23 protein-coding genes and 1 tRNA gene are annotated in these 24743 nt (G+C 72.3%); 13 read left to right on the plus strand and 11 right to left on the minus strand.

Annotated features, from left to right (window positions below):
• Positions 1-4 precede the first annotated feature (4 nt).
• Both ACZ4YY_RS23240 and ACZ4YY_RS23245 read right to left on the minus strand, forming a co-directional pair.
• Positions 5-1231 carry a L,D-transpeptidase gene (locus tag ACZ4YY_RS23240; protein ID WP_468293293.1) on the minus strand — a complete coding sequence of 409 codons (1227 nt, stop codon included), beginning with the start codon at positions 1229-1231 and terminating at the stop codon, positions 5-7.
• 133 nt (positions 1232-1364) lie between these two features.
• Complete coding sequence (locus ACZ4YY_RS23245) at positions 1365-2399, minus strand: P1 family peptidase (RefSeq protein WP_468293296.1); 1035 nt, start codon at positions 2397-2399, stop codon at positions 1365-1367.
• 428 nt (positions 2400-2827) lie between these two features.
• Between ACZ4YY_RS23245 and ACZ4YY_RS23250 the strand changes: the two genes are divergently transcribed.
• Entirely contained in the window at positions 2828-3010 is a 183-nt protein-coding gene (locus ACZ4YY_RS23250; protein WP_468293299.1) for a hypothetical protein, read from the plus strand.
• A 320-nt stretch (positions 3011-3330) separates the two neighbouring features.
• On the opposite strand, the gene mscL is transcribed toward ACZ4YY_RS23250, so the two are convergent.
• The 6 genes from mscL to ACZ4YY_RS23280 all read right to left on the minus strand — a co-directional run bounded on the left by mscL (position 3331) and on the right by ACZ4YY_RS23280 (position 9316).
• Positions 3331-3822 (minus strand): large conductance mechanosensitive channel protein MscL, encoded by a 492-nt coding sequence (gene mscL, locus ACZ4YY_RS23255; protein ID WP_468293301.1) that lies wholly within the window; start codon positions 3820-3822, stop codon positions 3331-3333.
• A gap of 93 nt (positions 3823-3915) precedes the next feature.
• Positions 3916-4176, minus strand: a complete 261-nt coding sequence (locus ACZ4YY_RS23260) for a hypothetical protein (RefSeq protein WP_468293304.1) — start codon at positions 4174-4176, stop codon at positions 3916-3918.
• Between the two features lie 606 nt (positions 4177-4782).
• The gene (locus ACZ4YY_RS23265) at positions 4783-5616 is read right to left on the minus strand and encodes an S-methyl-5'-thioadenosine phosphorylase (RefSeq protein ID WP_468293306.1); all 834 of its coding nucleotides are present in this window, start codon (positions 5614-5616) and stop codon (positions 4783-4785) included.
• Positions 5617-5820: 204 nt separating this feature from the next.
• Positions 5821-6141: an FmdB family zinc ribbon protein gene (locus ACZ4YY_RS23270; RefSeq protein ID WP_468293309.1), complete on the minus strand. Its 321-nt coding sequence runs from the start codon at positions 6139-6141 to the stop codon at positions 5821-5823.
• Between the two features lie 67 nt (positions 6142-6208).
• A complete protein-coding gene (locus tag ACZ4YY_RS23275; RefSeq protein WP_468293311.1) occupies positions 6209-7501 on the minus strand; it encodes an MFS transporter in 1293 nt (430 codons plus the stop codon).
• Positions 7502-7771: 270 nt separating this feature from the next.
• A complete protein-coding gene (locus ACZ4YY_RS23280; RefSeq protein ID WP_468293769.1) occupies positions 7772-9316 on the minus strand; it encodes a potassium/proton antiporter in 1545 nt (514 codons plus the stop codon).
• Positions 9317-9541: 225 nt separating this feature from the next.
• On the opposite strand from ACZ4YY_RS23280, the gene ACZ4YY_RS23285 reads away from it, so the two are divergent.
• A complete protein-coding gene (locus tag ACZ4YY_RS23285; RefSeq protein WP_468293314.1) occupies positions 9542-12355 on the plus strand; it encodes a penicillin acylase family protein in 2814 nt (937 codons plus the stop codon).
• A gap of 78 nt (positions 12356-12433) precedes the next feature.
• Here the strand turns inward: ACZ4YY_RS23285 and ACZ4YY_RS23290 are convergent, their stop codons facing one another.
• Positions 12434-13081: a 5-formyltetrahydrofolate cyclo-ligase gene (locus ACZ4YY_RS23290; protein WP_468293317.1), complete on the minus strand. Its 648-nt coding sequence runs from the start codon at positions 13079-13081 to the stop codon at positions 12434-12436.
• A 61-nt stretch (positions 13082-13142) separates the two neighbouring features.
• Here ACZ4YY_RS23290 and galU point away from each other — a divergent pair, with 61 nt between their 5' ends.
• The 7 genes from galU (at position 13143) to ACZ4YY_RS23325 (ending at position 18836) form a co-directional block, all read left to right on the plus strand.
• The gene (gene galU, locus ACZ4YY_RS23295) at positions 13143-14045 is read left to right on the plus strand and encodes a UTP--glucose-1-phosphate uridylyltransferase GalU (protein WP_468293320.1); all 903 of its coding nucleotides are present in this window, start codon (positions 13143-13145) and stop codon (positions 14043-14045) included.
• Positions 14046-14050: 5 nt separating this feature from the next.
• The gene (gene glp, locus ACZ4YY_RS23300; protein ID WP_468293323.1) at positions 14051-15376 is read left to right on the plus strand and encodes a molybdotransferase-like divisome protein Glp; all 1326 of its coding nucleotides are present in this window, start codon (positions 14051-14053) and stop codon (positions 15374-15376) included.
• An 85-nt stretch (positions 15377-15461) separates the two neighbouring features.
• A complete protein-coding gene (gene moaC, locus ACZ4YY_RS23305; protein ID WP_468293325.1) occupies positions 15462-15941 on the plus strand; it encodes a cyclic pyranopterin monophosphate synthase MoaC in 480 nt (159 codons plus the stop codon).
• On the plus strand, positions 15938-16453 hold the full coding sequence (locus ACZ4YY_RS23310) for a MogA/MoaB family molybdenum cofactor biosynthesis protein (protein WP_468293328.1): 516 nt from the start codon (positions 15938-15940) through the stop codon (positions 16451-16453). Before moaC ends, ACZ4YY_RS23310 begins: the two co-directional genes overlap by 4 nt.
• A complete protein-coding gene (locus ACZ4YY_RS23315; protein WP_468293772.1) occupies positions 16450-17124 on the plus strand; it encodes a GNAT family N-acetyltransferase in 675 nt (224 codons plus the stop codon). The genes ACZ4YY_RS23310 and ACZ4YY_RS23315 overlap by 4 nt, the downstream gene beginning before the upstream one ends.
• Positions 17125-17291: 167 nt before the next feature.
• Positions 17292-18677, plus strand: a complete 1386-nt coding sequence (locus ACZ4YY_RS23320) for a hypothetical protein (RefSeq protein WP_468293329.1) — start codon at positions 17292-17294, stop codon at positions 18675-18677.
• Positions 18678-18762: 85 nt separating this feature from the next.
• Positions 18763-18836 (plus strand) — tRNA-Ala (locus ACZ4YY_RS23325).
• 301 nt (positions 18837-19137) lie between these two features.
• Here the strand turns inward: ACZ4YY_RS23325 and ACZ4YY_RS23330 are convergent.
• A complete protein-coding gene (locus ACZ4YY_RS23330; protein ID WP_468293332.1) occupies positions 19138-19620 on the minus strand; it encodes a GNAT family N-acetyltransferase in 483 nt (160 codons plus the stop codon).
• A gap of 79 nt (positions 19621-19699) precedes the next feature.
• Between ACZ4YY_RS23330 and ACZ4YY_RS23335 the strand changes: the two genes are divergently transcribed.
• Entirely contained in the window at positions 19700-20503 is an 804-nt protein-coding gene (locus tag ACZ4YY_RS23335) for an exodeoxyribonuclease III (protein WP_468293335.1), read from the plus strand.
• Between the two features lie 51 nt (positions 20504-20554).
• Here the strand turns inward: ACZ4YY_RS23335 and ACZ4YY_RS23340 are convergent, their stop codons facing one another.
• Positions 20555-21208, minus strand: coding sequence for a MerR family transcriptional regulator (locus ACZ4YY_RS23340; protein WP_468293337.1), 654 nt, complete (start codon positions 21206-21208; stop codon positions 20555-20557).
• 127 nt (positions 21209-21335) lie between these two features.
• Between ACZ4YY_RS23340 and ACZ4YY_RS23345 the strand changes: the two genes are divergently transcribed.
• The 3 genes from ACZ4YY_RS23345 to ACZ4YY_RS23355 are packed head-to-tail and all read left to right on the plus strand — an operon-like array spanning position 21336 to position 24672.
• Positions 21336-22877, plus strand: a complete 1542-nt coding sequence (locus tag ACZ4YY_RS23345) for a flavin-containing monooxygenase (RefSeq protein WP_468293340.1) — start codon at positions 21336-21338, stop codon at positions 22875-22877.
• Positions 22874-23791 carry an alpha/beta fold hydrolase gene (locus ACZ4YY_RS23350; protein ID WP_468293342.1) on the plus strand — a complete coding sequence of 306 codons (918 nt, stop codon included), beginning with the start codon at positions 22874-22876 and terminating at the stop codon, positions 23789-23791. Before ACZ4YY_RS23345 ends, ACZ4YY_RS23350 begins: the two co-directional genes overlap by 4 nt.
• Complete coding sequence (locus tag ACZ4YY_RS23355; protein ID WP_468293345.1) at positions 23788-24672, plus strand: SDR family oxidoreductase; 885 nt, start codon at positions 23788-23790, stop codon at positions 24670-24672. Before ACZ4YY_RS23350 ends, ACZ4YY_RS23355 begins: the two co-directional genes overlap by 4 nt.
• Positions 24673-24743: the final 71 nt, after the last annotated feature.

Genomic DNA, 24743 nt, shown 5'->3' on the forward strand with positions numbered 1-24743 from the left:
CCGCTCAGGAGCTCGCCGAACCGGCGGTCCACTCACTCCACGGCATGTTCCAGCCGTTGAGTCCGTTGTCCGGGGCGACCGACTTGTCGGGGGAGTTCTTGACGATCACCACGTCACCGACGAGGGAGCTGTCGAAGAACCACTTGGCGGGGGTGTCGCCCTGGGCGCCCTGCGCGTCCCGCAGACCGACGCAGCCGTGACTGGTGCCCGTGCGGCCGAACGGCGGATTGCCCTTGTTGTACCAGTAGTTGCCGTGGATGAACGTCCCCGACGTGGTCAGACGCATCGCGTTCGGCACGTCGTGGATGTCGTAGGAGTCGGCGATGTTCACCGTCCGGCTGTCCATGCGGATCTGACGGAACTTCTCGGAGATCACCATCTGCCCGTTGTAGGTGGCGAACTGCGCACTGCCCGCCGAGATCGGCAACGACTTGACCGTCCTGCCGTCCCGCACGACGGTCATGGTCTGCGTGGTGGCGTCCACCGTGGAGACCTGCGAGCGCCCGACGGTGAACGTGACCGTCTTCTTCTGCACACCGTAGACGCCGTTCGCGCCCTGCACGCCGTCCAGATCGATCTTCATCGTGACCTTGGAGCCGGCCTTCCAGTACTCCTCGGGCCGGAAGTCGAGCCGCTGCGCGCCGAACCAGTGCCCGACCACCTTCTGGCCGCTGCTGGACGTGACCGTGATGTGGGACTGCACGGCCCTCTTGTCGCTGATCGCCTTGTCGAAGGTGAACGACACCGGCATGCCGACGCCGACCGTGGTGCCGTTGTCCGGCGTGTACGTGCCGAGGAAGCTGTTGGCGGAGCTGACCGTGGTGAAGGTGGAGCCGGCGGAGGCGGTGCGCCCGTCGGGGTCCTTCGCGGTCGCCGATATCTCGTACTTCGTGCCGCGCTCCAACTGGCCCTTCGGCTTCCAGCTGCGGCCGTCCTCCGACAGCGACCCCGCCACTGCCGCCCCGGTCTCCGCCACCGTCATCTTCACGGTGGTGAGCGTGCCGCCGCTCACCTTCACACCGGTCGTGTTGATCGACGCGCTCGTCGAGCCGTCCGCGGCGGAGATGGCGATCCTCGCGGCCGCCGCCTTGCCGTCCTTTCCGCCCCTGCCGCCCTTGACGTCGTTCTCGGCGTTGGCGCTGCCGCCGCAGGCGGTCAGGGTGAGGGCGCCGACCATCAGGGCGGCACAGGCCCCCAGTACGCGCCGCGCTGTTTTGTCCGGCGATGTCACGGGCTGCTCCAGCTTCATCCGGTGTGGGTGATCCGCTCCAGTACGTGGAGAAGGAGGGGGTCACGGCCCGGAGGGGTTCCTTCCGTGCGCACCGGACACCGCCGCGTGACACAACCGGGACAATCGCCCGCCGCTACCCCTTCGCGGGCCTCCCGTAGAGCTCTCCGTACGACGGCCACACCCCTCCCGCCGCCTCCACCGACTCCGCCGCGCGCACCGCCCGCACGATGGCCCGGGTCACCAGGTCCGCGCCCGCCGCGAGCACGTCGTTGAGGGCGAGCGGGTGGTCGGGGAGCGGGCGGGCGCCGGTCGCCAGGGTGAACACCGTGTCCCCGTCGTGCAGGAGGTGAACGGGGCGCACGGCACGGGCGATGCCGTCGTGGGCCGTGCCCGCCAGCTTCTGCGCCTGGGCCTTGGTGAGGTGCGCGTCGGTGGCGACCACCGCGAGGGTGGTGTTGAGCGGCGCGGGCGCGCTCCGCGCGGCGCTCTCCGCGATCCGCCGACGCGCGGCCTCATGCACCCGCGTCTCCGGATACTCCACCCGTCCCTGGAGCAACTCCCCGTACAGCGCACCCGTTTCGGGGTCCAGCACCGAACCCACCGCGTTGGCCACCACCAGCGCGGCCACCGTGATCCCCGAGTCGAGGAGGACACCGGCCGTGCCGACGCCGCCCTTCATCGCCCCGACCGCCGCTCCCGTCCCGGCGCCCACGCACCCCTGCGGCACGGGCGCACCGGGCTCGCTCGCCGCGGCCGCCTCGACCGCGGCCCGTCCGGTGGCCGCGTCCGGGCGGGCCCGGAAGTCGCCGCCGCGCCCCAGGTCGAAGACGCAGGCGGCGGGCACGACGGGCACCACGTGCGCCGGGTCGGGTCCGACCGGCACCCCGCGCCCCCGCTCCTCCAGCCAGGCCATCACCCCGGAGGCCGCGTCGAGCCCGTAGGCGCTGCCGCCCGTCAGAACGATCGCGTCGACCCGCTGCACCACGTTGCGCGGATCGAGGGCGTCGGTCTCCTTCGTGCCGGGGCCACCGCCGCGTACGTCCACGGCGGCGACCGCCCCGCCCTCCGGAGCGAGGACGACCGTGGTGCCGGTGAGCCAACCGTCTCCGGCGCGCGTGGCGTGTCCCACCCGCAGCCCGGCGACGTCCGTCAGAGCGTCGACTGTCATGACGGACAGTCTCACGCAGCCCGCCCCGGCGGGCCGCCGCGTCACACCGGCTCGTGCGACGGGCGTGGGCGCTGTGGGCCTCTTGCTGGACGGCACTCGACAGGTAGGCGAACCCCTGGCGCCGCGACCGAGACCGTTTGGCCGAGTCACCGACTCGTCATCCATGCGGTGAGTGCAGATCCGCTACAGGTGGCCAGAGCTCGAACGGCGAGGCCGCCCGGTGCGCCTCGTGCCGGCCGCGCGCGGTGAACCTGCGCAGGGGGCCGGAGAGGGCGCGGGCAGAGGAGGACGGCGGAGGCGGACTGGTCGTCACGGCTCCCGGCACACAGCCGCCAACCACCGGAGAATCCTGCCGGGGAACGCACAGGTCGGCACCGGGCAGGCCGCGTCCCGGACGACACCGCCCGGACCCCCCGTACCCTGGAGGCATGGACACCCCCGTCGCCCCCGAGCCGCGCGAGCCGAAGGCCGCGCTGATCTTCGACGACCCGCTGGACCGGCCGTCCTCGGACGACACGGACCGCGGGTGGGGCGAGCGGCCCGGAGCCGGCGCCGACAGCGCGGCCGACCTCAGGCGCTTCCTCGACGAGAAGCCGCCCCACCACCTGTGAGACGCCGGGCCCGCCGCCCGGCACGGCCCGGCGCGGCATGACCCGGTCAGGCGTCCCCCGGTGAGGCACCGCCCGCCGCGGCTTCGGTGAAGCGGTACGGTGCGACGCGGCTCCGGCTGGAGTGTCAGTGCCCGTCGTGGTTCCGGCCTGATGCCGCACCGCCCGCCGCGGCTTCGGTGAAGCGGTACGGTGCGACGCGGCTCCGGCTGGAGCGTCAGTGCCCGTCGCGGTTCCGGCCTGATGCCGCACCGCTCGCCGCGGTACCGCCCGTCGGGGTCGCGTCCGGTGCGGCACCGCCCGCAGGACGCGGCGAGGAACCGCTACCGTTCGCCGCGGTCCGGGCTCCGCTGGGCGACCAGCGCGTCGCGGATCTCCTTGAGCACCTCCAGCTCGGTCACCTCGATGATCTCGTGGGTGCCCTCGCGCGCCTTCTTGCGGGCCTCCTGCCGTGCCAGGTACTTCGACATCGGCAGGACCATCAGGAAGTAGACCACCGCCGCGGTGATCGTGAAGGTGAGGGTGGCGCCGAGGACGGAGCCCCACAGGACCCGCACACCCGTCGCGGTGTCGCCGGTCCCGGTGCAGGGGCCCTTGAGGCAAGAGCTGTAGCTGTCCAGGTTCTTCGTGCCGAAGGCGCCGACCAGCGGGTTGATTATCCCCTTCACCACCGCGTTGACGATGTTCGTGAAAGCCGCGCCGATCACCACCGCGACGGCCAGATCGACGACGTTCCCGCGCATCAGGAAGGCCTTGAAGCCTTGCAGGACGCTCGGCTCCTTCTTGTTCTCGCTCACCTCGGGGACACTCCTCATCTGCACAGGTTGTGGAACAAACAGCTCCGCAACCTACGTCAGGGCGAGGCGGGCCTGTCCAATCGCGTCGTTCTCCGGGGGAGCGCAACAGCCTCACCACAGCGTCACCGCCAGCCGGGCCGTCGCACCCGCGCCCGCCAGCCGCGCCGCGGTGGGTGGGGGCACCGACAGCACAATCAGCGCGCCGCCGTCCACCGCCTCGGACTTCGGGAGCGCGGGCACCTCGGTCACCAGCGCCCTGCGGGCGACCACCCGGGCCGCGTCGCCGTCCGCCACGGTCGGGTCGGTGGCGATCACATCGACCCGGTCGCCGGCGCGCAGCAGCCGTACGGTGGCCGCGTCGGCGATCCGCACCGGCGCCGCGACGGTCTCGACCGGGGGCCTGCCGCGCGTCCGATCGACGCTCCCCGGACCCCTGCCCGGCCCCGGACTCGCCGCGCCCGCTGCCGTACCCGCGCCCGCTGCCGTACCCGGACCCGATCCGGGACCCGGTCCCGGCTCCCGACCCGGATCCGGGCCCCATCCCGGCCCCGACACCACCCACGCGACCGCCGCGACGGCGAGGCCGACCGCCAGGGCCCGCCTCCGGCTCCGGACGAGGCGCCGCAGCCGGCACCACCCGCCCCGCACCCGCACGGGCGCGAACTGCGGCACCTCGCGGGTGGCAGGAGCGTCCACGCCGGACGGCGGACGGAGGGAGGACGGGGAGAGGGACGGGAGGGTGAAAGAGGGAAAGGACACGGAGAACACCACCTGCGACGAGGGATCGGCCTGCGCAGACCACGATGACCCTTCGCGCCGCCTCCCGCCGGAGCCCGTGGATCACCAGCGGACTGTGGACAACTCCCTCACCCGAACGAGCCGTTCCACCTCAGCCCCACCTCAACGCCCCCGCCCGCACCACAGCGCCCCCTCGGCGAAGCCGCCTCAGCACTCCACCCCCACCCCAGCGCCCCGCCCCTACGGCAGAGCGAACCCCGGTTCCATCCCGCCCAGCGCCGTCGTGCACAGACAGTCCCGCTCAGCCGGCGACGGCAGCGCCGCCACCGCGTCGAAGAGCACGCCCCGCATCCGGTCCACGTTCGCCGCGAACACCTGCAGCACTTCCTCGTGGGAAACGCCCTCGCCGGTCTCGGCGCCCGCGTCCAGGTCGGTGACCAGGGTCAACGAGGTGTAGCAGAGCTCGAGTTCGCGGGCGAGCGCCGCTTCCGGGTGGCCGGTCATGCCCACCACGGACCAGCCCTGCGCCCGGTGCCACAACGATTCGGCACGGGTCGAGAACCGCGGGCCCTCGATGACGACCAGCGTCCCGCCGTCCACCGGCTCCCACTCCCGGCCGCGAGCGGCTTTCAGCGCGGCCGAGCGCCCGGCGGGGCAGTACGGGTCGGCGAGCGACACGTGCACCACGTTGGGCACCGTGCCGTCGGGCAGTGGCAGCCCGTCGAAGTACGTGCCCGCGCGGGACTTCGTCCGGTCGACGAGCTGGTCGGGCACGAGCAGGGTGCCCGGACCGTACTCGGGGCGCAGACCGCCCACCGCACACGGGCCGAGGACCTGGCGCACGCCCAGGGAGCGCAGCGCCCACAGGTTGGCGCGGTAGTTGATGCGGTGGGGCGGCAGATGGTGGCCGCGGCCGTGCCGGGGCAGGAAGGCGACCCGCCGGCCGGCGATCTCGCCGAGGAAGAGGGAGTCGCTGGGCGGTCCGTAGGGGGTGTCCACCTGGACCTCGGTCACGTCGTCGAGGAACGAGTAGAAGCCCGAGCCGCCGATTACGCCGATCTCTGCGTTCGCCATGACCAGCACAGTAGCTGGCGCCGCCCAGCCCGCGCCGGGGACCGTGGGAACACCGGGGACCGTGGGAACAACGGAGACCCTGGGGACCCTGAGGCACTGAGAACCCCTGAGGCCCTGGGGACCCCTGAGGCCATGGGGACACCACAGACAGCGGGAACACCGAGGACCCCGCCGCCGTACGGCGACAGGGTCCCGGTGGGAGGCTCACGCGGCGGAGGTGCCCGCCGAGGTGCCGGCGCTCGACGACTTCGTCTCCGAGGAGGACGACGAGGACGACGCGGAGGAGGAGGTCGAAGAGGACGTCGACGACTTCGAGGGCGACGACGACGGCGAGCTGCTCGACGAGGAGCCGCGGCTGTCGTTGCGGTAGAAGCCGGAGCCCTTGAAGACGATGCCGACCGCGGAGAACACCTTCTTGAGGCGGCCGTCGCAGCTGGGGCACTCCGTCAGGGCGTCATCGGTGAACTTCTGCACCGCCTCGAGGCCCTCGCCGCACTCGGTGCACTGGTACTGGTAGGTCGGCACTGTCTTCCTCCTGGCACTCTCACTCAATGAGTGCTAACGATGGTCCATAGTGACGCATTCCCGGGGATCAGTCCACTGCCACCGGCACGCGGTGACCGACGCCACGTGCGACGGTACGGCCCCCGGGCCGCGCCGTGAGCCGCGACCGCAGCGCCAGCAGGGTCGCCAGGGCGAGCAGCGTGCCGCCCATCGGCACCAGGAACCCGGCGCCGCCCCAGAGGCGGTCCTCCAGCTGCCCGGCGACCGTCACGGCCGCCGCCTGGCCCAGCGCCACCGCGCCGGTCAGCCAGGTGAACGCCTCGGTGCGCGCCCCGGCCGGCACCAGGGACTCGACCAGGGTGTAACCGGTGATCAGGGCGGGCGCGATGCACATGCTGACCAGGAGGCCGAGGCCCGCCAGCACGAGCACCGAGTGAGCGGCCCACAGGCCGGAGGCGGTCAGCGCCAGCGCGGCGTACCCGACGACGAGCCGGTGCTGCGGGGCGGCCTTCCAGGCGATCGCACCGCAGACCAGGCCGGAGAGCATGTTGCCGGCGGCGAAGGTGCCGTACAGGACGCCGTTCAGACCGGGCTCGCCGATCGACTCGGTGAACGCGGCCAGCGACACCTGCATGCCGCCGAAGACCGATCCGATGCCGAGGAACGTCACGATCAGTACGCGCACGCCCGGGACGCGCAGGGCCGAGGTGTGCTCCACGCGCGCGTGGCCCTCGACGGCGACCGGGGGCTGGGTGGCGCGCTGCGCGGCGAACAGCAGACCGCCGACCAGGGTGAGGGAGGCCTCCGTCACCAGGCCGGCGGCCGGGTTCACGGCGGTGCACAGGGCGGTCGCCAGCAGCGGTCCGACGACGAAGGTGAGCTCGTCCGTGACGGACTCGAAGGCCGCCGCTGTGGTCATCAGGGGCGAGTCCTTCAGCGTCACGCCCCAGCGGGCCCGCACCATGGGCCCGATCTGCGGGACGGACGCGCCCGTGGGCACCGCCGCCACGAACAGCGCCCACAGGGGCGCGTGGGCCAGCGCGAGCGCCGTCAGCGTCAGACCCGACACGGCGTGCACGATCACGCCGGGGACCAGCACCGCGCGCTGCCCGTAGCGGTCGGCGAGGCGTCCGGTGCAGGGCGCGCACAGCGCCATGGACACACCGGTGACCGCCGCGGCGGCACCCGCCGCCCCGTACGAGCCGGTGGTGTGCTGCACGAGCAGCACGATGGAGAGGGTGAGCATCGCGAACGGCTGGCGCGCGGCGAAACCCGGCAGCAGGAACGTCCACGCGCCGCGGGTGCGCAGCAGTTGCCCGTATCCCGGGCGGGAGGAGGCCGACGAGTCCTGCGACGGCTCGGAGGTGACCGTGGATGCCACGGCCCGTGCCTTTCTGCCGCCTGGTAGCGCGCCCGTGCGGGGGACGCCGAGAGCTGTCCTCTTGCGCGTACTGCGGTAGATGCCGGCGCCCGCTGAGGGGGGCGTCCCGGCCGCCATACGGTCGCGCCAGCTCTGCGTCAGGCAGAGTTGGGTGGATCAAGGTGCGCCTTCATCGTACAGGGATCATGGGCCGCCGTCCCTGTGAAAGCGAGCACCATGACCCCCGCCCACCTCCGAATGACCGGGGTGTGAACGCTGTGAAACACGGACTTAACGCCCGTTGCCGTTCGTGCCCAGCCATCCGGCCAGCTTGCCGCCGTGCCCCACGGCCCGCAGTCGCCGTTCGGCGGCGTCCCGGACCGGGTCGGTGGCGACGACGAGGAGTTCGTCGCCGCGCCGCAGCACGGTGGTCGGCAGCGGCACGAACGAGGTGCCGTCGCGCACGACGAGGGTGACGGCGGCGCCGTGCGGCAGCCGCAGCTCGTTGACCTCGACGCCGTGCATCTTCGAGCCGTCGGGGATCGCGACCGACAGCAGATGTCCGCGCAGCCGCTCCAGGGGTGCCGACTCGATGCCGAGGTCGGCCGCCTCGGCGTCCTCGCCGAGCCGCAGCTTGCGCGCCAGCCAGGGCAGCGTCGGTCCCTGGACCAGGGTGTAGACGACGACCAGGACGAAGACGATGTTGAAGATGCGGCGGCTGGCCTCGACGCCCTCCACCATGGGGATGGTGGCCAGGATGATGGGCACCGCGCCGCGCAGGCCCGCCCACGACATCAGCGTCTGCTCCTGCCAGGGCACCCGGAAGGGCACGAGACACAGCACGACGCTCAGCGGACGGGCCACCATCGTCAGCACCAGTCCGATGACGAGCGCCGGCCACACGTCGTCGCCCAGCTCGTGCGGGGTGACCAGCAGGCCGAGCAGGACGAACATGCCGATCTGGGCGAGCCAGCCGAGCCCTTCGGCGAACCCGCGCGTGGCGGGCCAGTGCGGCAGCTTGGCGTTGCCCATCACCATGGAGGCGAGGTAGACGCCCAGGAAGCCGCTGCCGTGGGCGAGGGAGCCCGCCGCGTACGCCACGACCGCGATGGCCAGGACGGCGATCGGGTAGAGGCCGGAGGCGGGCAGCGCGACGTGCCGCAGGGCCCAGGAGCCCGCCCAGCCCACCGCGAGGCCGATGGCGGCGCCGATGGCGAGCTCCAGCACTATCTCGCCGAGCAGCACGTACCAGTGCTCGACGGGTCCGGCGGTGGAGAAGGCCACGACCAGGATGACGACCGGGGCGTCGTTGAAGCCGGACTCCGCCTCCAGCGTGCCCGTCACGCGCGCGGGCAGCGGGATCCGGCGCAGGACGGAGAAGACCGCCGCCGCGTCCGTCGAGGACACGATCGCCCCGATGATCAGGGCCTGCCGCCACTCCAGTCCGATCAGGTGGTGCGCGGCCGCGGCCGTCACCCCGACGCTCACCGCGACCCCGGCCAGCGCCAGCGCGGAGGCGGCGGGCAGGGCCGGTTTGATCTCCTTCCACTTCGTGCCCAGGCCACCCTCGGCCAGGATCACGACGAGGGCCGCGTAGCCGATGACCTGGGTGAGTTCGGCGTTGTCGAAGTGGATGTCGCCCACTCCGTCCTGGCCCATGGCGATGCCGATGCCCAGGTACACGAGCAGGCTGGGGAGCCCGCTGCGCGAGGAGATCCGGACCGCGGCGACGGCGACGAGCAGGACGAGCGAGCAGACGAGCAGGAGCTGGTTGAGGTCGTGGACAGTCAGCGGCGGTTCCCTTCCCTGGCGCACGCGACGCGCGCGCGGGTGCATATGTACATCGGACACCGGAACAACATGCTCCGAGTCCAACTACTTCGTTACCTTACCTAACTCTTGACGATTTCTTGACGATCGAAGGGGCAGGATCGAACGCTCTTCCGGGCTGGTTGCCGACTCCGCGTCAAGTGGCGTGGGGCCCTGCGCCTATGGTTGCTCCAGCGCTCATTCATAGTCACAGCCCGACCTGCCGCTCGCGTTAGGACAGCAAGGACAGCGATGCCCCCCAACACCACCGCCACAACGGGTGACAAGCCCGGCAAGTCCGGCAGGAAGAAGGGGCGCAAAGCCCGTCTTATCGTGCTTGTACTGGTGCTGGCGCTCATCGGCGGCATCGCCTACGGCGCCTACTGGTCCATCAGTACCGTCCGGGCCTCGTTCCCGCAGACCAAGGGTTCGATCACGCTGGACGGCCTGTCCGGGCCGGTCGACGTGAAGCGGGACGGCTACGGCATCCCGCAGATCTACGCCTCCTCGGACGCGGACCTGTTCATGGCGCAGGGATACGTCCAGGCGCAGGACCGGTTCTACGAGATGGACGTGCGCCGGCACATGACCTCCGGCCGTCTGTCGGAGATGTTCGGCAAGAGCCAGGTCGACAACGACGAGTTCCTGCGCACCCTGGGCTGGGACCGCGTCGCCCGGCAGGAGTACGACACCAAGCTGTCGGCGACCACCAAGAAGTACCTCCAGGCCTACGCCGAGGGAGTCAACGCCTACCTGAAGGGCCGGAGCGGCGAGGACATCTCCCTGGAGTACGCGGCGCTCGGCTTCTCCAACGACTACAAGCCCGCGGAGTGGACCCCGGTCGACTCGGTGTCCTGGCTGAAGGCGATGGCCTGGGACCTGCGCGGCAACATGCAGGACGAGATCGACCGCGCCCTGCTGACCAGCCGCCTGGGCCCGCAGCAGATCGCCGAGCTGTACCCGCGGTACCCCTACGACCGCAACCAGGCGATCGTCCAGGAGGGCCAGTACGACGAGCTGACCAAGACGTTCGAACAGGACGGCGGGTCGAGCGGCTCGTCCGGCGACTCGAGCGGCTCGGGCGACTCGAGCGCTTCCTCCGGCGACTCCTCGACGGACGGCACCGGATCCGGCACGGGCACCGGCACCGGCACCGAGGGTTCCGCCCTGCAGAGCCAGCTCACGGGCCTCTACGACGTCCTGGACGACCTGCCCCCGGCCGTCGGAGTGAACGGCAACGGCATCGGCTCCAACTCCTGGGTCGTCGCCGGGAAGCACACCATCACCGGCAAGCCGCTGCTCGCCAACGACCCGCACCTGTCGGCCTCGCTGCCCTCCGTCTGGTACCAGATGGGCCTGCACTGCCGCACGCTCTCCGCCAAATGCCAGTACGACGTCTCCGGCTACACCTTCGCCGGCATGCCCGGCGTGATAATCGGCCACAACCAGAAGATCTCCTGGGGCATGACCAACTCCGGCGTCGACGTCACGGACCTGTACCTGGAGAAGCTCTCCGGCGACGGCTACCAGTACGACGACAAGGTCAGGCCCTTCACCACCCGTGAGGAGACCATCAAGGTCGCCGGCGGCGCGGAGAAGAAGATCGTCGTCCGGCAGACCGCCGACGGGATGCCCCTGCTGTCCGACCGCGCCGGTGAACTCGTCAAGGTCGGCCGGAAGGCCACCGTCGACTCCGCCGCACCCGACCGCGGTGACGGCTACGCCGTCGCCCTGAAGTGGACCGCGCTGGAGCCGGGCACCTCGATGGACGCCGTCTTCGCCATGAACAGGGCGGGGAACTGGGAGGACTTCCGCGCCGCGGCCGAGCTCTTCGACGTGCCCTCGCAGAACCTGGTGTACGCCGACACCCAGAACCACATCGGCTACCAGCTGCCCGGCAAGATCCCCACGCGCGCCAAGGGCCACGACGGCTCCGTCCCGGCGCCGGGCTGGGACTCCAAGTACCGGTGGACCGGCTACGTCGACTTCGACGAGCTGCCCTACGAGTACGACCCCGCGCGCGGCTACATCGTGACCGCCAACCAGGCCGTGGTCGACCCGGAGAAGTACCCCTACACGCTCACCGCGGACTGGGGCTACGGCACCCGCAGCCAGCGCATCACCGACCTGATCAAGCTGAAGATCAAGGGCGGCGGCAGGATCTCCACCGACGACATGCGTCAGATGCAGCTGGACAGCGACAGCCAGATCGCCCGGCTGCTCGTGCCGACGCTGCTGAAGATCGACCTGGCCGACCCCGACGTCCGCGAGGCGCAGGACCTGCTGCGCGGCTGGGACTACACCCAGGACGCCGACTCCGCCGCAGCCGCCTACTTCAACGCGGTCTGGCGCAACATCCTCAAGCTGGCCTTCGCCCACAAGCTGCCCAAGGAGGTGCGGGTCAAGGGCCAGTGCGTGTACGTCGACCCGGTCAACACCACCGCCCCCGTCGACGAGACGGGCAAGGTCCGCGAGTGCGGCCAGCGCGACCCCAAGCAGGCGCAGCCGGACGGCGGCGACCGCTGGTTCGAGGTCGTCCGCACCCTGATGGACAAGCCGGACAGCGACTGGTGGAAGACGCCCGAGTCGGGCACCCGGCCCGGCGCGGTCGACCGCGACCAGCTCTTCGCGCGGGCCATGATCGACGCCCGCTGGGAGCTGACCGCCAAGCTCGGCAAGGACCTCGACACCTGGAGCTGGGGCCGGCTGCACCGCCTGTTCCTGAAGAACCAGACGCTGGGCACCAGCGGCCCCGGCTTCCTCCAGTACCTCCTCAACCGCGGCCCGTGGAAGCTCAGCGGCGGCGAGGCCGCGGTCAACGCCACCGGCTGGAACGCCGCCGGCGGCTACGACGTCGTATGGGTGCCGTCGATGCGGATGGTGGTCAACCTCGACGATCTCGACAAGTCGAAGTGGATCAACCTCACCGGCGCCTCCGGGCACGCCTACAGCGCCCACTACACCGACCAGACGGACAAGTGGGCCAAGGGCGAGCTGCTCGACTGGGCGTACTCGGCGAAGGCGGTCGACGCCGCCACGAGCGACACCCTGGTGCTCAAGCCGTGACCCGGTGAGCGACCGAGAGACACCGAAGGGGCCCTCCACGCACGCGTGGAGGGCCCCCTCCGGTTTTCGGGGGACGCCTCACGGGAAGCGGCGCACCCCCGAGGGTGTCACCACCGCGTCCACCGGCCGGTCGTGCGGCTCCGCCGGGACCGACGCGACGACCTCGGCGTCGTACAGGAGCACCACCAGCGCCGGATGCGCCCCCGCCCGGTCCAGACGGGCCAGCACCCGGTCGTAGGAACCGCCGCCGCGCCCCAGCCGCATCCCGCGCGCGTCGACCGCGAGACCGGGCAGCAGCACGGCGTCGGCGTCCGTGACGGCGTCCGGGCCCAGGCGCTCGCCGGCCGGCTCGTAGAGGGCCATCCGGCCGCCGTGCCGCACTCGTGCGAGGGAGCCCGGCCCGTCGTACGCGCCCCAGTCGAGGTCGTTGTCGGGCAGCAGCGCGGGCAGCAGGACGCGCACGCCCCGGGCGCGCAAGGCGTCCAACAGCGCAGGCGTCCCCGGTTCGCTCCCCACCGAGACGTACGCCGCGACGGTCCGCGCGCGTGCCAGCTCGGGCAGCTCCAAGGCGTGCGTGACCAGGGCCCGAGCCTTCTCCCGCAGGTCATCCGCCGTCAACCCGTTCCTCACGGCGAGGAGCTCTCGGCGCAACGTACGTTTGTCAGAGTCCGGTCCGCCTTCGAGATGGTTCACGCTCTGCCCCCAGATCCTTGGCAATGTGCTCATATGAGCATCAACCGGCCCGGGGGACAAGTTCCGCACAAAGTCACCGGATAAGGTTGCCGCCATGACTCAGTCCCACCCCAGGATCAGCAAGGCTGTCATCCCCGCGGCCGGCCTCGGCACCCGGTTCCTGCCGGCGACCAAGGCCACTCCCAAGGAGATGCTGCCGGTCGTGGACAAGCCGGCGATCCAGTACGTGGTCGAAGAGGCCGTCTCCGCGGGCCTCGACGACGTCCTCATGATCACGGGCCGCAACAAGCGCCCCCTCGAGGACCACTTCGACCGCAACTACGAGCTCGAGTCGGCGCTGCAGAGGAAGGGCGACGCCGGCCGGCTCGCCAAGGTGCAGGAGTCCAGCGACCTCGCGACCATGCACTACGTGCGCCAGGGCGACCCCAGGGGCCTCGGCCACGCCGTCCTGTGCGCCGCTCCGCACGTCGGGGACGAGCCGTTCGCCGTCCTGCTGGGCGACGACCTGATCGACCCGCGCGACCCGCTGCTCCAGCGCATGATCGAGGTGCAGGAGCAGAACGGCGGCAGCGTCGTCGCCCTCATGGAGGTCGCCCCCGAGCAGATCCACCTCTACGGCTGCGCCGCGGTCGAGCCCACCCCCGACGGCGACGTCGTCAAGGTGACCGGCCTCGTGGAGAAGCCCGAGGCGGCGGACGCCCCCTCGAACTACGCGATCATCGGACGCTACGTCCTCGACCCGGGCATCTTCGACGTGCTGCGCCGCACCGAGCCGGGCCGCGGTGGCGAGATCCAGCTCACCGACGCCCTCCAGCAGCTCGCGCAGGAGGAGAAGGTCGCCGGGCCCGTGCACGGCGTCGTCTTCAAGGGCCGCCGCTACGACACCGGCGACCGTGGCGACTATCTGCGTGCCATTGTCAGACTCGCGTGCGAACGTGAGGACCTGGGACCGGACTTCCGGTCCTGGCTTCGCAGTTACGTCACCGAGGAGATGTAGCCACCGTGAGCACCGCCGCGTCCCGCCCCGTCGGCCAGGACCACCTCTGGTCGGTGGACGAGCACCTGGAGGACATCCTCGCCACCGTCCGCCCCCTGGAGCCGATCGAGCTGCAACTGCCCGACGCACAGGGCTGCGTCCTGGTCGAGGACGTCACCGTTCCGGTCTCGCTGCCGCCGTTCGACAACAGCTCGATGGACGGTTACGCGGTGCGGGTCGCGGACGTGGAGGGCGCGAGCGAGCGGTTCCCGGCGGTCCTGGAGGTCGTCGGGGACGTCGCGGCCGGACAGGCCGCCGACCTGCTGCGCGTGGGGCCGGGCCAGGCCGCGCGGATCATGACAGGCGCCCCGCTCCCGCCGGGCGCCGAAGCCGTCGTCCCCGTGGAGTGGACCGACGGCGGCCTCGGTGAGGGTCCGGTCGACGGGATGCGGGCCCGCAGCCACGCCCCCGAGCAGGCCGCGGGGCACGTGCGCGTGCACCGGCCCGCCGAGCCGCGCGCGCACGTCCGCGCGAAGGGAAGCGACGTGAAGGCCGGCGACCGCGCCCTGGAGTCCGGCACCGTCCTCGGCCCGCCGCAGATCGCGCTGCTCGCCGCGATCGGGCGCGGCACGGTCCGGGTGCGCCCCCGCCCGCGCGTGGTCGTGCTGTCCACCGGCAGCGAACTCGTCCAGCCCGGCGAGGAACTGCGCGCCGGCCAGATCTACGACTCCAACAGCTTCGCCCTCACCGCGGCCGCCCGGGACGCCGGAGCCATCGCCTACCGCGTCGGCGCGGTCGCCGACGACGCCGAGACCCTGCGCTCCACCATCGACGACCAGCTCGTGCGCGCCGATCTGCTCGTCACCACCGGCGGGGTCAGCGTCGGCGCGTACGACGTCGTCAAGGAGGCCCTGTCCTTCGTCGCGGACGAGGACGAGGCGGGCAGCGGGATCGAGTTCCGCAAGCTCGCCATGCAGCCCGGCAAGCCCCAGGGCTTCGGCTCCATCGGCCCCGACCACATCCCCCTGCTGGCCCTGCCCGGCAACCCCGTCTCGTCGTACGTCTCCTTCGAGCTGTTCGTCCGGCCGGCGATCCGCACCCTGATGGGTCTGCGGGACGTCCACCGGCCCACCACGCACGCGACACTCACCGCCGACAAGGCACTGACCTCGCCGAAGGGGCGCAGACAGTTCCTGCGCGCGACCTGCGCCGACGGTACGGTCCGCCCGGTCGGCGGTGCCGGTTCCCACCTGGTCGCCGCCCTCGCGCACGCCGACGCGCTGATCGTCGTCCCCGAGGACGTGGAGAGCGTCGAGCCCGGCAGCGAGGTCGAGGTGGTCCTGCTCGGCTGAGCACTGCCGGTTGGGGGTACCGTGTCGCGCACAGCAGGCCCGTGCGCCGCACCGCGACGGGCCCGGACCGGGAGCGCGACACAGCATGAGCAGGCAGGACCGACTGACGCACATCGACGACGCGGGCGCCGCCCGGATGGTCGACGTATCCGGCAAGGACGTGACCGCGCGCACCGCGCGCGCCAGCGGACGCGTCCTCGTCTCGCCCCGCGTGATCGAACTGCTGCGCGGTGAGGGCGTCCCCAAGGGCGACGCGCTGGCCACCGCGCGGATCGCGGGCATCATGGGCGCCAAACGCACCCCCGACCTGATCCCGCTGTGCCACCCCCTGGCGGTGTCCGGTGTGAAACTGGACCTGTCGGTCGCGGACGACGCCGTGGAGATCATCGCCACCGTGAAGACGACGGACCGCACGGGCGTGGAGATGGAGGCGCTCACCGCGGTCTCCGTCGCGGCGCTCACCGTGATCGACATGGTGAAGGCGGTCGACAAGGGAGCGGTCATCACGGACGTGCGCGTCGAGGAGAAGACGGGCGGCAAGTCCGGCGACTGGAGCCGGGCATGAGCGCCGCGCCCCACCGCGCGCTGGTCGTGACAGCCTCCAACCGGGCGGCCGCCGGCGTCTACGCGGACAAGGGCGGGCCGCTGATCGCCGAGGGACTCGCGGGCTTCGGGTTCGCCGTCGACGGGCCGCAGGTCGTTCCCGACGGCGATCCGGTGGAGGCCGCGCTGCGGGCCGGCGTGGACGCCGGCTACGACGTGATCGTCACCACCGGCGGCACCGGAGTCTCGCCCACCGACCGCACCCCCGAGGCCACGCGCGCGGTGATCGCGTACGAGGTGCCGGGCATCGCGGAGGCGATCCGCGCCCACGGCCGGGAGAAGGTGCCGACGGCGGTCCTGTCCCGCGGGCTCGCCGGCGTCGCCGGCCGGACGCTGATCGTGAACCTGCCCGGCTCCACCGGCGGGGTGAGGGACGGGCTGGCCGTCCTGGAACCGTTGCTGGCGCACGCCGTGGAGCAGTTGCGCGGCGGTGACCACCCCAGACCCGGCACCGGCCAGGGGGGTGCGAGCTGAACGGCCCGTCCTGGCCCGTCGAACTCGCGGAGGGCGACGTCGTCCTGCGGCCCATAAAGCTGCGCGACCAGCGGGCGTGGCGCGAGGTCAACCGGCGCAACCGCGACTGGCTGCGCCCCTGGGAGGCGACCATCCCGCCGCCCGCGCCGAGCGGGCCGATCGCGCACCGGCCGACCTACCGTCAGATGGTCCGCCATCTGCGGTCCGAGGCGAACGCGGGGCGCATGCTGCCGTTCGTCATCGAGTACCGGGGGCGGCTCGTGGGGCAGTTGACGGTCGCCGGGATCACCTGGGGATCCATGTGCTCGGGGCACGTCGGCTACTGGGTGGACGAGGCGGTGGCCGGCCGCGGGGTGATGCCGACGGCGGTCGCGCTCGTCGTCGACCACTGTTTCCGCAGCGTCGGGCTGCACCGCATCGAGATCTGCATTCGGCCCGAGAACGGGCCGAGCCGACGGGTCGTGGAGAAACTCGGATTCCGCGAGGAGGGACTGCGCCCGCGTTATCTCCACATCGACGGCGCCTGGCGGGACCATCTCGTCTTCGCGCTCACGGCGGAGGAAGTGCCGGAGGGGCTGCTGAGCCGCTGGCGGCGGAACCGGGCCGACCGGGGCCGGCTCCGTGACCCGCAGAACTCCCGAGGGAATGCCGCCGGCCGGGAAATTGAATAAACGTTCGAAAGTGATCGCCTGGTGACCGTCTCGGTCCCTGAATTCGCGACTCCGGCGGCCTGCTGATCGCATCAGTCGCAAAAAAAGCTCGAAATATCAGCCAGATCGTGCGACACACCGGCTCAATTGGCGGATGGCCTCACGCAAACCCCTCTACCGTGTGAGGCGTGAGCAGCAGCGGCCTCATCTACGCAGTCATCGTCGGGGCCTGGGCCGCCTACTTGGTGCCGATGTGGCTCCGTAGGCAGGACGAGCTGAACGAGGCCCGTCCGACGGAACGCTTCAGCACCGCCATCCGGTTGCTGTCCGGACGGGCGGGCATGGAGCGCCGGTACGCCAAGGACCTGCGGGCGCGCTCCGCCGAGGCGGGGGAGCCCGACGCCGACGCGCCGGACGCCGTCACCGAGTCGGTGGACGTCCGGGCCTTCGCCATGCCTCCGACCCGCCCGCAGGCCAAGGCGCCGGTGGGGGAGCGGGAGTCGGGGCGCGAGTCCGGGCGGGACCAGGGGCGGGACTCCGGGCGGGACCAGCCCCGCGAGGCCTCCCGCGACCAGGGGCGGGAGCCGGGCCGCGAGTCCGGGCGGGAAGCGGGGCGTGAACAGGTGCGCGAGACGGGACGCGAACAGGCGGCCAGGGCCGCGCGCGAGCAGGACCCCGGCCCCGCGCAGCCCCCCGCTTCCGCGTCCCCCTCCGGGCAGCACGCCCTCGACTCCACCGCCACACCGGCCTCGGCGCCCACGCCCGCCGCCGCGCAGGCCGCCGCGCAGGCGGCCGCCGCACGCGCCCGGCGCTCGAAGGTGCTCGCACGCCGTCGGCGCACCACCGTGATGCTCTTCCTCGCCTTCACGCTGGGCGCGGTGGTCGCGGCCGTCGGAGGCCTCGCGTTCCTGTGGGCGCCCGGTGTGCCCGCCGTCCTGCTCAGCGCGTACATCGCGCACCTGCGCTCCCAGGAGCGCCGCCGGTTCGCGTACACGATGGACCGCAGACGCGCCGAGGCCGCGGCGCAGCGACTGCGCGAACGCCAGCCGCGCCGACGGGCGTCGGGTCCCGCGTCCGCGCCGGCCGAGGCCGGACCGGCCGCCGACGCGGAGGAGCCGCACGAGGTCACCGCGCCGGAGACCGACCCCGGCCTGCTGGCGCTCGCCGCCGACCGCAGGGCCCTAGTCGAGCAGACCGACCACGCGGAGTGGGTCGACCAGCAGCGCGAGCGGCAGCGCCGCCCGGGCCACGGGGAGAGCTGGGACCCGGTGCCGGTGCCGCTGCCGACGTACGTGACGGCCCCGGTCGCACCGCGCGCCTCGGCCGACGTGGACCTGGGCGCACCGGACACCTGGAGCTCCGCCCGGTCCAGCTCGGTCCCGGCGCAGGAGACGGACGCCACCGGGGACGTACCGGGCGCGGAGTCGGAGGAGGAGGCGGTCCGCGCGGAGGACGACGGCGAGCGCAGCGACGCGCGCCGCGCCGCGTCGGCCCGGCGTTCGCGCGAGCGGGGGCGCACGCCCCTGTTCGACCAGTACGAGGACGGCGACCGGCCGCGGGCCGCCAACGAGTGAGGCACCCCAAGGGGACCGCTGGTCGGAGCCGGGGAACGGATTTCCAAGCTGCCCGATCGGGGTGCTAGAGTTTCACTCGTTGCAAGGGCCTGTGGCGCAGTCCGGTAGCGCACCTCGTTCGCATCGAGGGGGCCAGGGGTTCAAATCCCCTCAGGTCCACGCAGCATAGAGCCCCCGTCGGGAGACCGACGGGGGCTCTGTCGCGTGCCCGGCCCCCGGGCGGCGGGGTCTCGTCCCACGGCGACCGCCAACACCCTTGCCGCCCACGGCAGTCGGCCGGTCCTCAGATGGGCTTTCCCGCGGGCCGGCGCAGCGCGGACGCCGTAGGGACCGCGTAGGACCGGTCCGACCCGGGTGCCCGGTGCGGCATCGCCGCGTCCGCTCTCGGGCTTTCGGCCGGTGCGGCGAGAGGGCGTGCCGGACGCCGCTCCTTCTCCCACGGAGATCCATCAGAAGGGCCCTAGCCGCCGAGGGGCTTGGCGTAGCAGCGGCTTGCCTCGTGGAAGCGGTAGTAGCCGAACTTCACGCACGGCTCGTAGCCGCTGGAGGTGTAGAGGGCTATGGCCTCCGGCTGCTGGGTGCCGGTCTCCAGGACCATGCGCCGGCGTCCGGCCGCCCGCGCGTCCTGCTCCAGCTCGGCGAGGATCCGCCGGGCCAGTCCGCGGCCCCGGGCCTCCCGGACCACGAACATGCGCTTGAGTTCGGCGTCGCCGTCCTCGTTGCCCTCGCCGTTCTCGTCCCGGCTGCGCCAGCCGCCGGTGGCGACCGGCCGGTCCTGCTCGTCGTACGCGACGAGATACACGCCACGCGGCGGAGCGAAGTCGTCCGGTTCCAGGGCGGTGGCGTCGCCGCCGTCGCCGTAACGCTCGTGGTATTCGGCCTGGACCTCGTCGTTCAACTTGACGGCGTCGGGGTGGTCGAAGGGCACACGGCGTATGTTCACGCTAGTCAAAGTACATCCATGCAGGGTGGGTGGTCGGTCGATTTCTGGACGAAGTCCAGTGTGCAGGTATCGTGCCGGGGTGCTGACCGTGACCTCTGTGAACGTGAATGGACTGCGTGCCGCCGCGAAGAAGGGTTTCGTGGAGTGGCTCGCCGACACCTCCGCCGATGTGCTGTGCCTGCAGGAGGTGCGCGCCGAGCCCGGACAACTGCCGGAGGAGGTCCGCGCCCCCGAGGGCTGGTTCGTCACCCACGCCCCCGCCGCCGCGAAGGGCCGCGCGGGCGTCTCCCTCTACTCGCGCCGTGAACCGGACGCCGTCCGCGTCGGCTTCGCGTCCTCGGAGTTCGACACCGCCGGCCGCTATGTCGAGGCCGACCTGCCCGGTGTGACGGTCGCCTCCCTCTACCTCCCCTCCGGTGAGGTGGGCACCGAGCGCCAGGACGAGAAGATCCGCTTCATGTCCGAGTTCCTCGCCCACCTGAAGAGCCTTCGTGAGCGTGCCGCCGCCGACGGCCGGGAGGTCGTCGTCTGCGGCGACTGGAACATCGCCCACCAGCAGGCCGACCTGAAGAACTGGCGCGCCAACCAGAAGAGCTCCGGTTTCCTGCCGGAGGAGCGCGAGTGGCTGACCCGGGTGCTCACCCCGCAGGACGGCGGCTATGTCGACGTCGTCCGCGCGCTGCACCCGGACACCACCGGCCCGTACACCTGGTGGTCGTACCGGGGGCGGGCGTTCGACAACGACACGGGATGGCGCATCGACCTCCAGGTCTCGACGCCCGGCCTCGCCGCCAAGGCCGTCAAGGCCTACGTGGAGCGCGCCGCCACCCACGGCGAGCGCTGGTCGGACCATGCGCCGGTGACGGTGGTCTACGACCTCTGACCGTGCCGGTGACGGTGGTCTACGACCTCTGACCGCGCCGGTGACGGTGGTCTACGACCCCTGACCGTGGTGGAGACGACGGTCCAGGGCCAGGGAGAGTTCCGCCTCCACCACGCTGCGGGCCAGGGGGCGCAGGCGGGGGAGGTCGGCCTCGGTGCCGTGGCGCAGGACGAGGGCCGTGAAGAGTTCGGCGAGGGCGTCGGCGTGCTCGCGGACGCGGGCGCCCGCCGCCAGGACGTCGGCGAGGGGGATGCCCTCGCGGACGAGCGCGGCGGAGACGTCCAGCAGGCGGCGGCTGATGTGGACGATCTCGTCGCCGTCGGTGCCCAGGTAGCCGAGTTCCAGGGCGGCGGCGAGGTTCTCCGGGGTGACCTGGCCCTCGAAGCGGGCCGCGAGCTCCTCGGGGGTCAGGCGGACCGGCTCCTCCTCGGTGGGGCCGCCGCCGACGCCCAGCAGGTCGGCGACGTCGCGGCCGTGGTCGAGGGCGTCGGCGAGTTCGGCGATGCCGTTGAGGGTGTGGCCGCGTTCCAACAGGGCGGCGATGGTGCGCAGCCGGGCCAGGTGGTGTTCGTCGTACCAGGCGATGCGGCCCTCGCGGCGCGGTGGCGGGAGCAGTTTGCGTTCCCGGTAGAAGCGCAGGGTGCGCACGGTGATGCCGGCCTCCCCGGCCAGCTCCTCCATTCGGTACTCCCGCTTGTCCGCCACGCCCGAAACCCTATGTCGTACCTGCGGTAACTTCCTCCGTCCGGCCCCTACCCATCAGTACGGAGCTGCTCTACAGTCCCATTGCGCCAGTGTTCACTGGCACAGTCGCACGCCAGGAGGTTGTGGGATGACCGAGCACGTACGGGTGGCGGTGATCGGGTCCGGGTTCGGCGGTCTCGGGGCCGCCGTGCGGCTGCGCCGCGAGGGGATCACCGACTTCGTCGTCCTGGAACGGGCGAGCAGCGTCGGCGGCACCTGGCGGGACAACAGCTATCCCGGGTGCGCCTGCGACGTGCCCTCCCACCTGTACTCCTTCTCCTTCGCTCCCAAGCCGGACTGGCCGCGCGCCTTCTCCGGGCAGGAGCACATCCGCGCCTACCTGGAGCACGTCACGGACGTCTTCGGACTCCGCCCCCATCTGCGCTTCGACTCCGAGGTGCAGCGGATGGCGTGGGACGGCGAGCGGTTGCGCTGGGAGATCCGGACCGCGAGCGGGAACCTCAGCGCCGACGTCGTCGTCTCCGCCACCGGTCCGCTGTCCGATCCGAAGGTCCCCGACCTCCCCGGCCTGGACTCCTTCCCGGGGAAGGTTTTCCACTCGGCCCGCTGGGACCACGACTACGACCTCACCGGCAAGCGCGTCGCCATGGTCGGCACGGGCGCCTCCGCCATCCAGATCGTGCCGGCGATCCAGCCGCGCGTCGGCCGCCTCACCCTCTTCCAGCGGACCCCGGCGTGGGTGATGCCCCGCGTGGACCGGGCCATCACCGGCGCCGAGCGCTGGCTGCACGAGAAGCTGCCCGTGACCGCCCGGCTGCGCCGCGGGCTGTTGTGGGGCATCCGCGAACTCCAGGTGCAGGCCTTCACCAAGTATCCGAACGAGCTCGGCTTCGTCGAGCAGCTCGCCCGCCGCAACATGGCCCGCGCGGTCAGGGACCCGGCGCTCCGCGCCAAGCTCACCCCTGACTACCGCATCGGCTGCAAGCGGATCCTGCTGTCGAGCGAGTACTATCCGGCGCTCGCCCGGCCCAACGTCGACGTCGTCGCGAGCGGTCTGAGCGAGGTCCGCGGCTCCACGCTCGTCGCGGCCGACGGCACCGAGGCCGAGGTCGACGTGATCGTGTTCGGCACCGGCTTCCACGTCACCGACCTGCCGATCGCCGAGCGCGTCGTCGGCGCGGACGGGCGGACCCTCGCGGAGACCTGGAAGGGCGGCATGGAGGCCCTGCGCGGCGCGTCCGTGCCCGGCTTCCCCAACTGGATGACCGTCATCGGGCCCAACACCGGTCTGGGGAACTCCTCGATGATCCTCATGATCGAGTCCCAGCTGAACTACATGGCCGACCACCTGCGCCAACTGGACGTCCTCGGCGGTCGTGCCGCCCTCGACGCCCGCCCGGGCGCGGTGGACGCCTGGAACCGGCACGTGCAGGACCGGATGCGGCGCACGGTGTGGAACACGGGCGGCTGCACCAGCTGGTACCTGGACGCGAACGGCCGCAACACCACCATCTGGCCGGGCACGACCAGCGAGTTCCGCCGGATGACCCGCCGCGTGGACCTGGCCGAGTACGACGTCCTGCGCGCCCCCGCCCGCCCGGAGACCGCGACGGAGCCCTCCGCCGGGCCCGCGGCGGCCGAGGCCGAGCCGACGCGGGCCCCCGCATGAGCCGCCCGACCCGCCGGGGGGCCGGGCCCTGCGCGCCGCCCGTGCCCGAGCGGGAGACGCCGGTCGTCTCGGCAGACGGGACCCGGCTGCACGTCGAGGTGCACGGGCCCGCCGGGGCGCCGGCGGTGGTGCTGGCACACGGGTGGACGTGTTCGACCGCCTTCTGGGCCGCACAGATCCGCGAACTGGCCGTCGACCACCGGGTCGTCGCCTACGACCAGCGCGGCCACGGCCGGACCCCGGCGAGCCAGGTGTGCAGCGCGGACACCCTCGCCGACGACCTGGAGGCCGTGCTCACGGCGACGCTCGCGCCCGGTGAGAAGGCGGTCGTGGCCGGGCACTCCATGGGCGGCATGACCGTCATGGCCGCCTCCGATCGCCCCGCGTTCCGCACGCACGTGGCGGCCGTCCTGCTGTGCAGCACCGGCAGTTCGCGGCTGGTCGCCGAGGCGACCGTCGTACCGCTGGGGCCGGGCCGGCTGCGGACCTGGCTGACCGGTCGCGTCCTCGGTTCGAGGGCGCCGCTCGGCCCGGTCACGCCGCTCGCCCGGCGGATCCTGAAGTACGCCACGATGGGCGCGGACGCGGCACCGCACATGGTGGACGCGTGTGCCCGGATCGTGCACGCCTGCCCGCGCGCGGTCCGCCACACCTGGTCCCGCGTGCTGTCGCTGCTCGACCTCGACCACGGTGTCCGGGAGCTGCGGGTGCCGACCGCCGTCGTCGTCGGCACCGCCGACCGGCTCACCCCGCCGGTGCACGCCCGCTCGCTGGCCGCCGCGCTGCCGCACTGCGTGGGCCTGACGGAGGTTCCCGGCCTCGGCCATATGACGCCCGTCGAGGCGCCCGGGCTGGTGACCGGGAAGATACGCGAACTCGCCGCCACGTACACCCAGTTGAAGGAGGGCGCATGAGCAGGGTCGGACTGGAGGGACAGGTCGTCGTCGTCACCGGGGCCGCGCGGGGCGTCGGGGAGCTGCTCGCCCGCAAGCTGTCCGCGCGCGGTGCGCGCATCGCGCTGGTCGGCCTGGAGCCCGACGCGCTCAAGCAGGTCGGCGAGCGGCTGCACACCGACAGCGCCCACTGGCACGCCGACGTCACCGACCACGAGGCGATGACGCGGGTCGCGCGGGAGGTGAAGGAGCGCTTCGGCAAGGTGGACGTGGTCGTCGCCAACGCGGGCGTGGCCACCGGCGGGCCGTTCGCCGACTCCGACCCGCAGGCCTGGCGGCGGGTCATCGAGGTCAACCTCATCGGCTCGGCGGTCACCGCGCGCGCCTTCCTGCCGGTGCTCACGGAGAGCCGCGGCTACCTGCTCCAGATCGCCTCGCTCGCCGCGATCACCCCGGCGCCGATGATGACGGCGTACTGCGCGTCCAAGTCGGGCGTGGAGGCGTACGCGCACAGCCTGCGGGCCGAGGTCGGCCACAAGGGCGTGCGGGTCGGCGTCGGTTACCTGTCCTGGACCGACACCGACATGGTGCGCGGCGCCGACCAGGACGACGTCATGCGGGAGTTGCGGCAGCGGCTGCCGTGGCCGGCGAACAAGACGTACCCGCTGGGTCCAGCGGTGGACCGGCTCGTAGCCGGCATCGAACGCCGCTCCTCCCATGTGTACGGGCAGTGGTGGCTGCGCGGCATGCAGGGCGTGCGCGGGTACCTCCCCGGACTCGTCGGGACGGTCGGGCAACGTGAGATGAGGCGCTTCGCGCCCCGCCTCACGGGCATGCGCACCGGGTTGGTGGGAGCGGGCGGCGCGGCCGATGAGCAGCACCGCACTACGCACCGTGACTGATCGACATGCGCCGGGTGAGGGCTCGTGTGAATCTGGTCGAGGCCCCAGCAGGAGGCCGATTCCCCACCCAC

The sequence above is a fragment of the Streptomyces sp. NPDC030143 genome, from assembly GCF_055573695.1.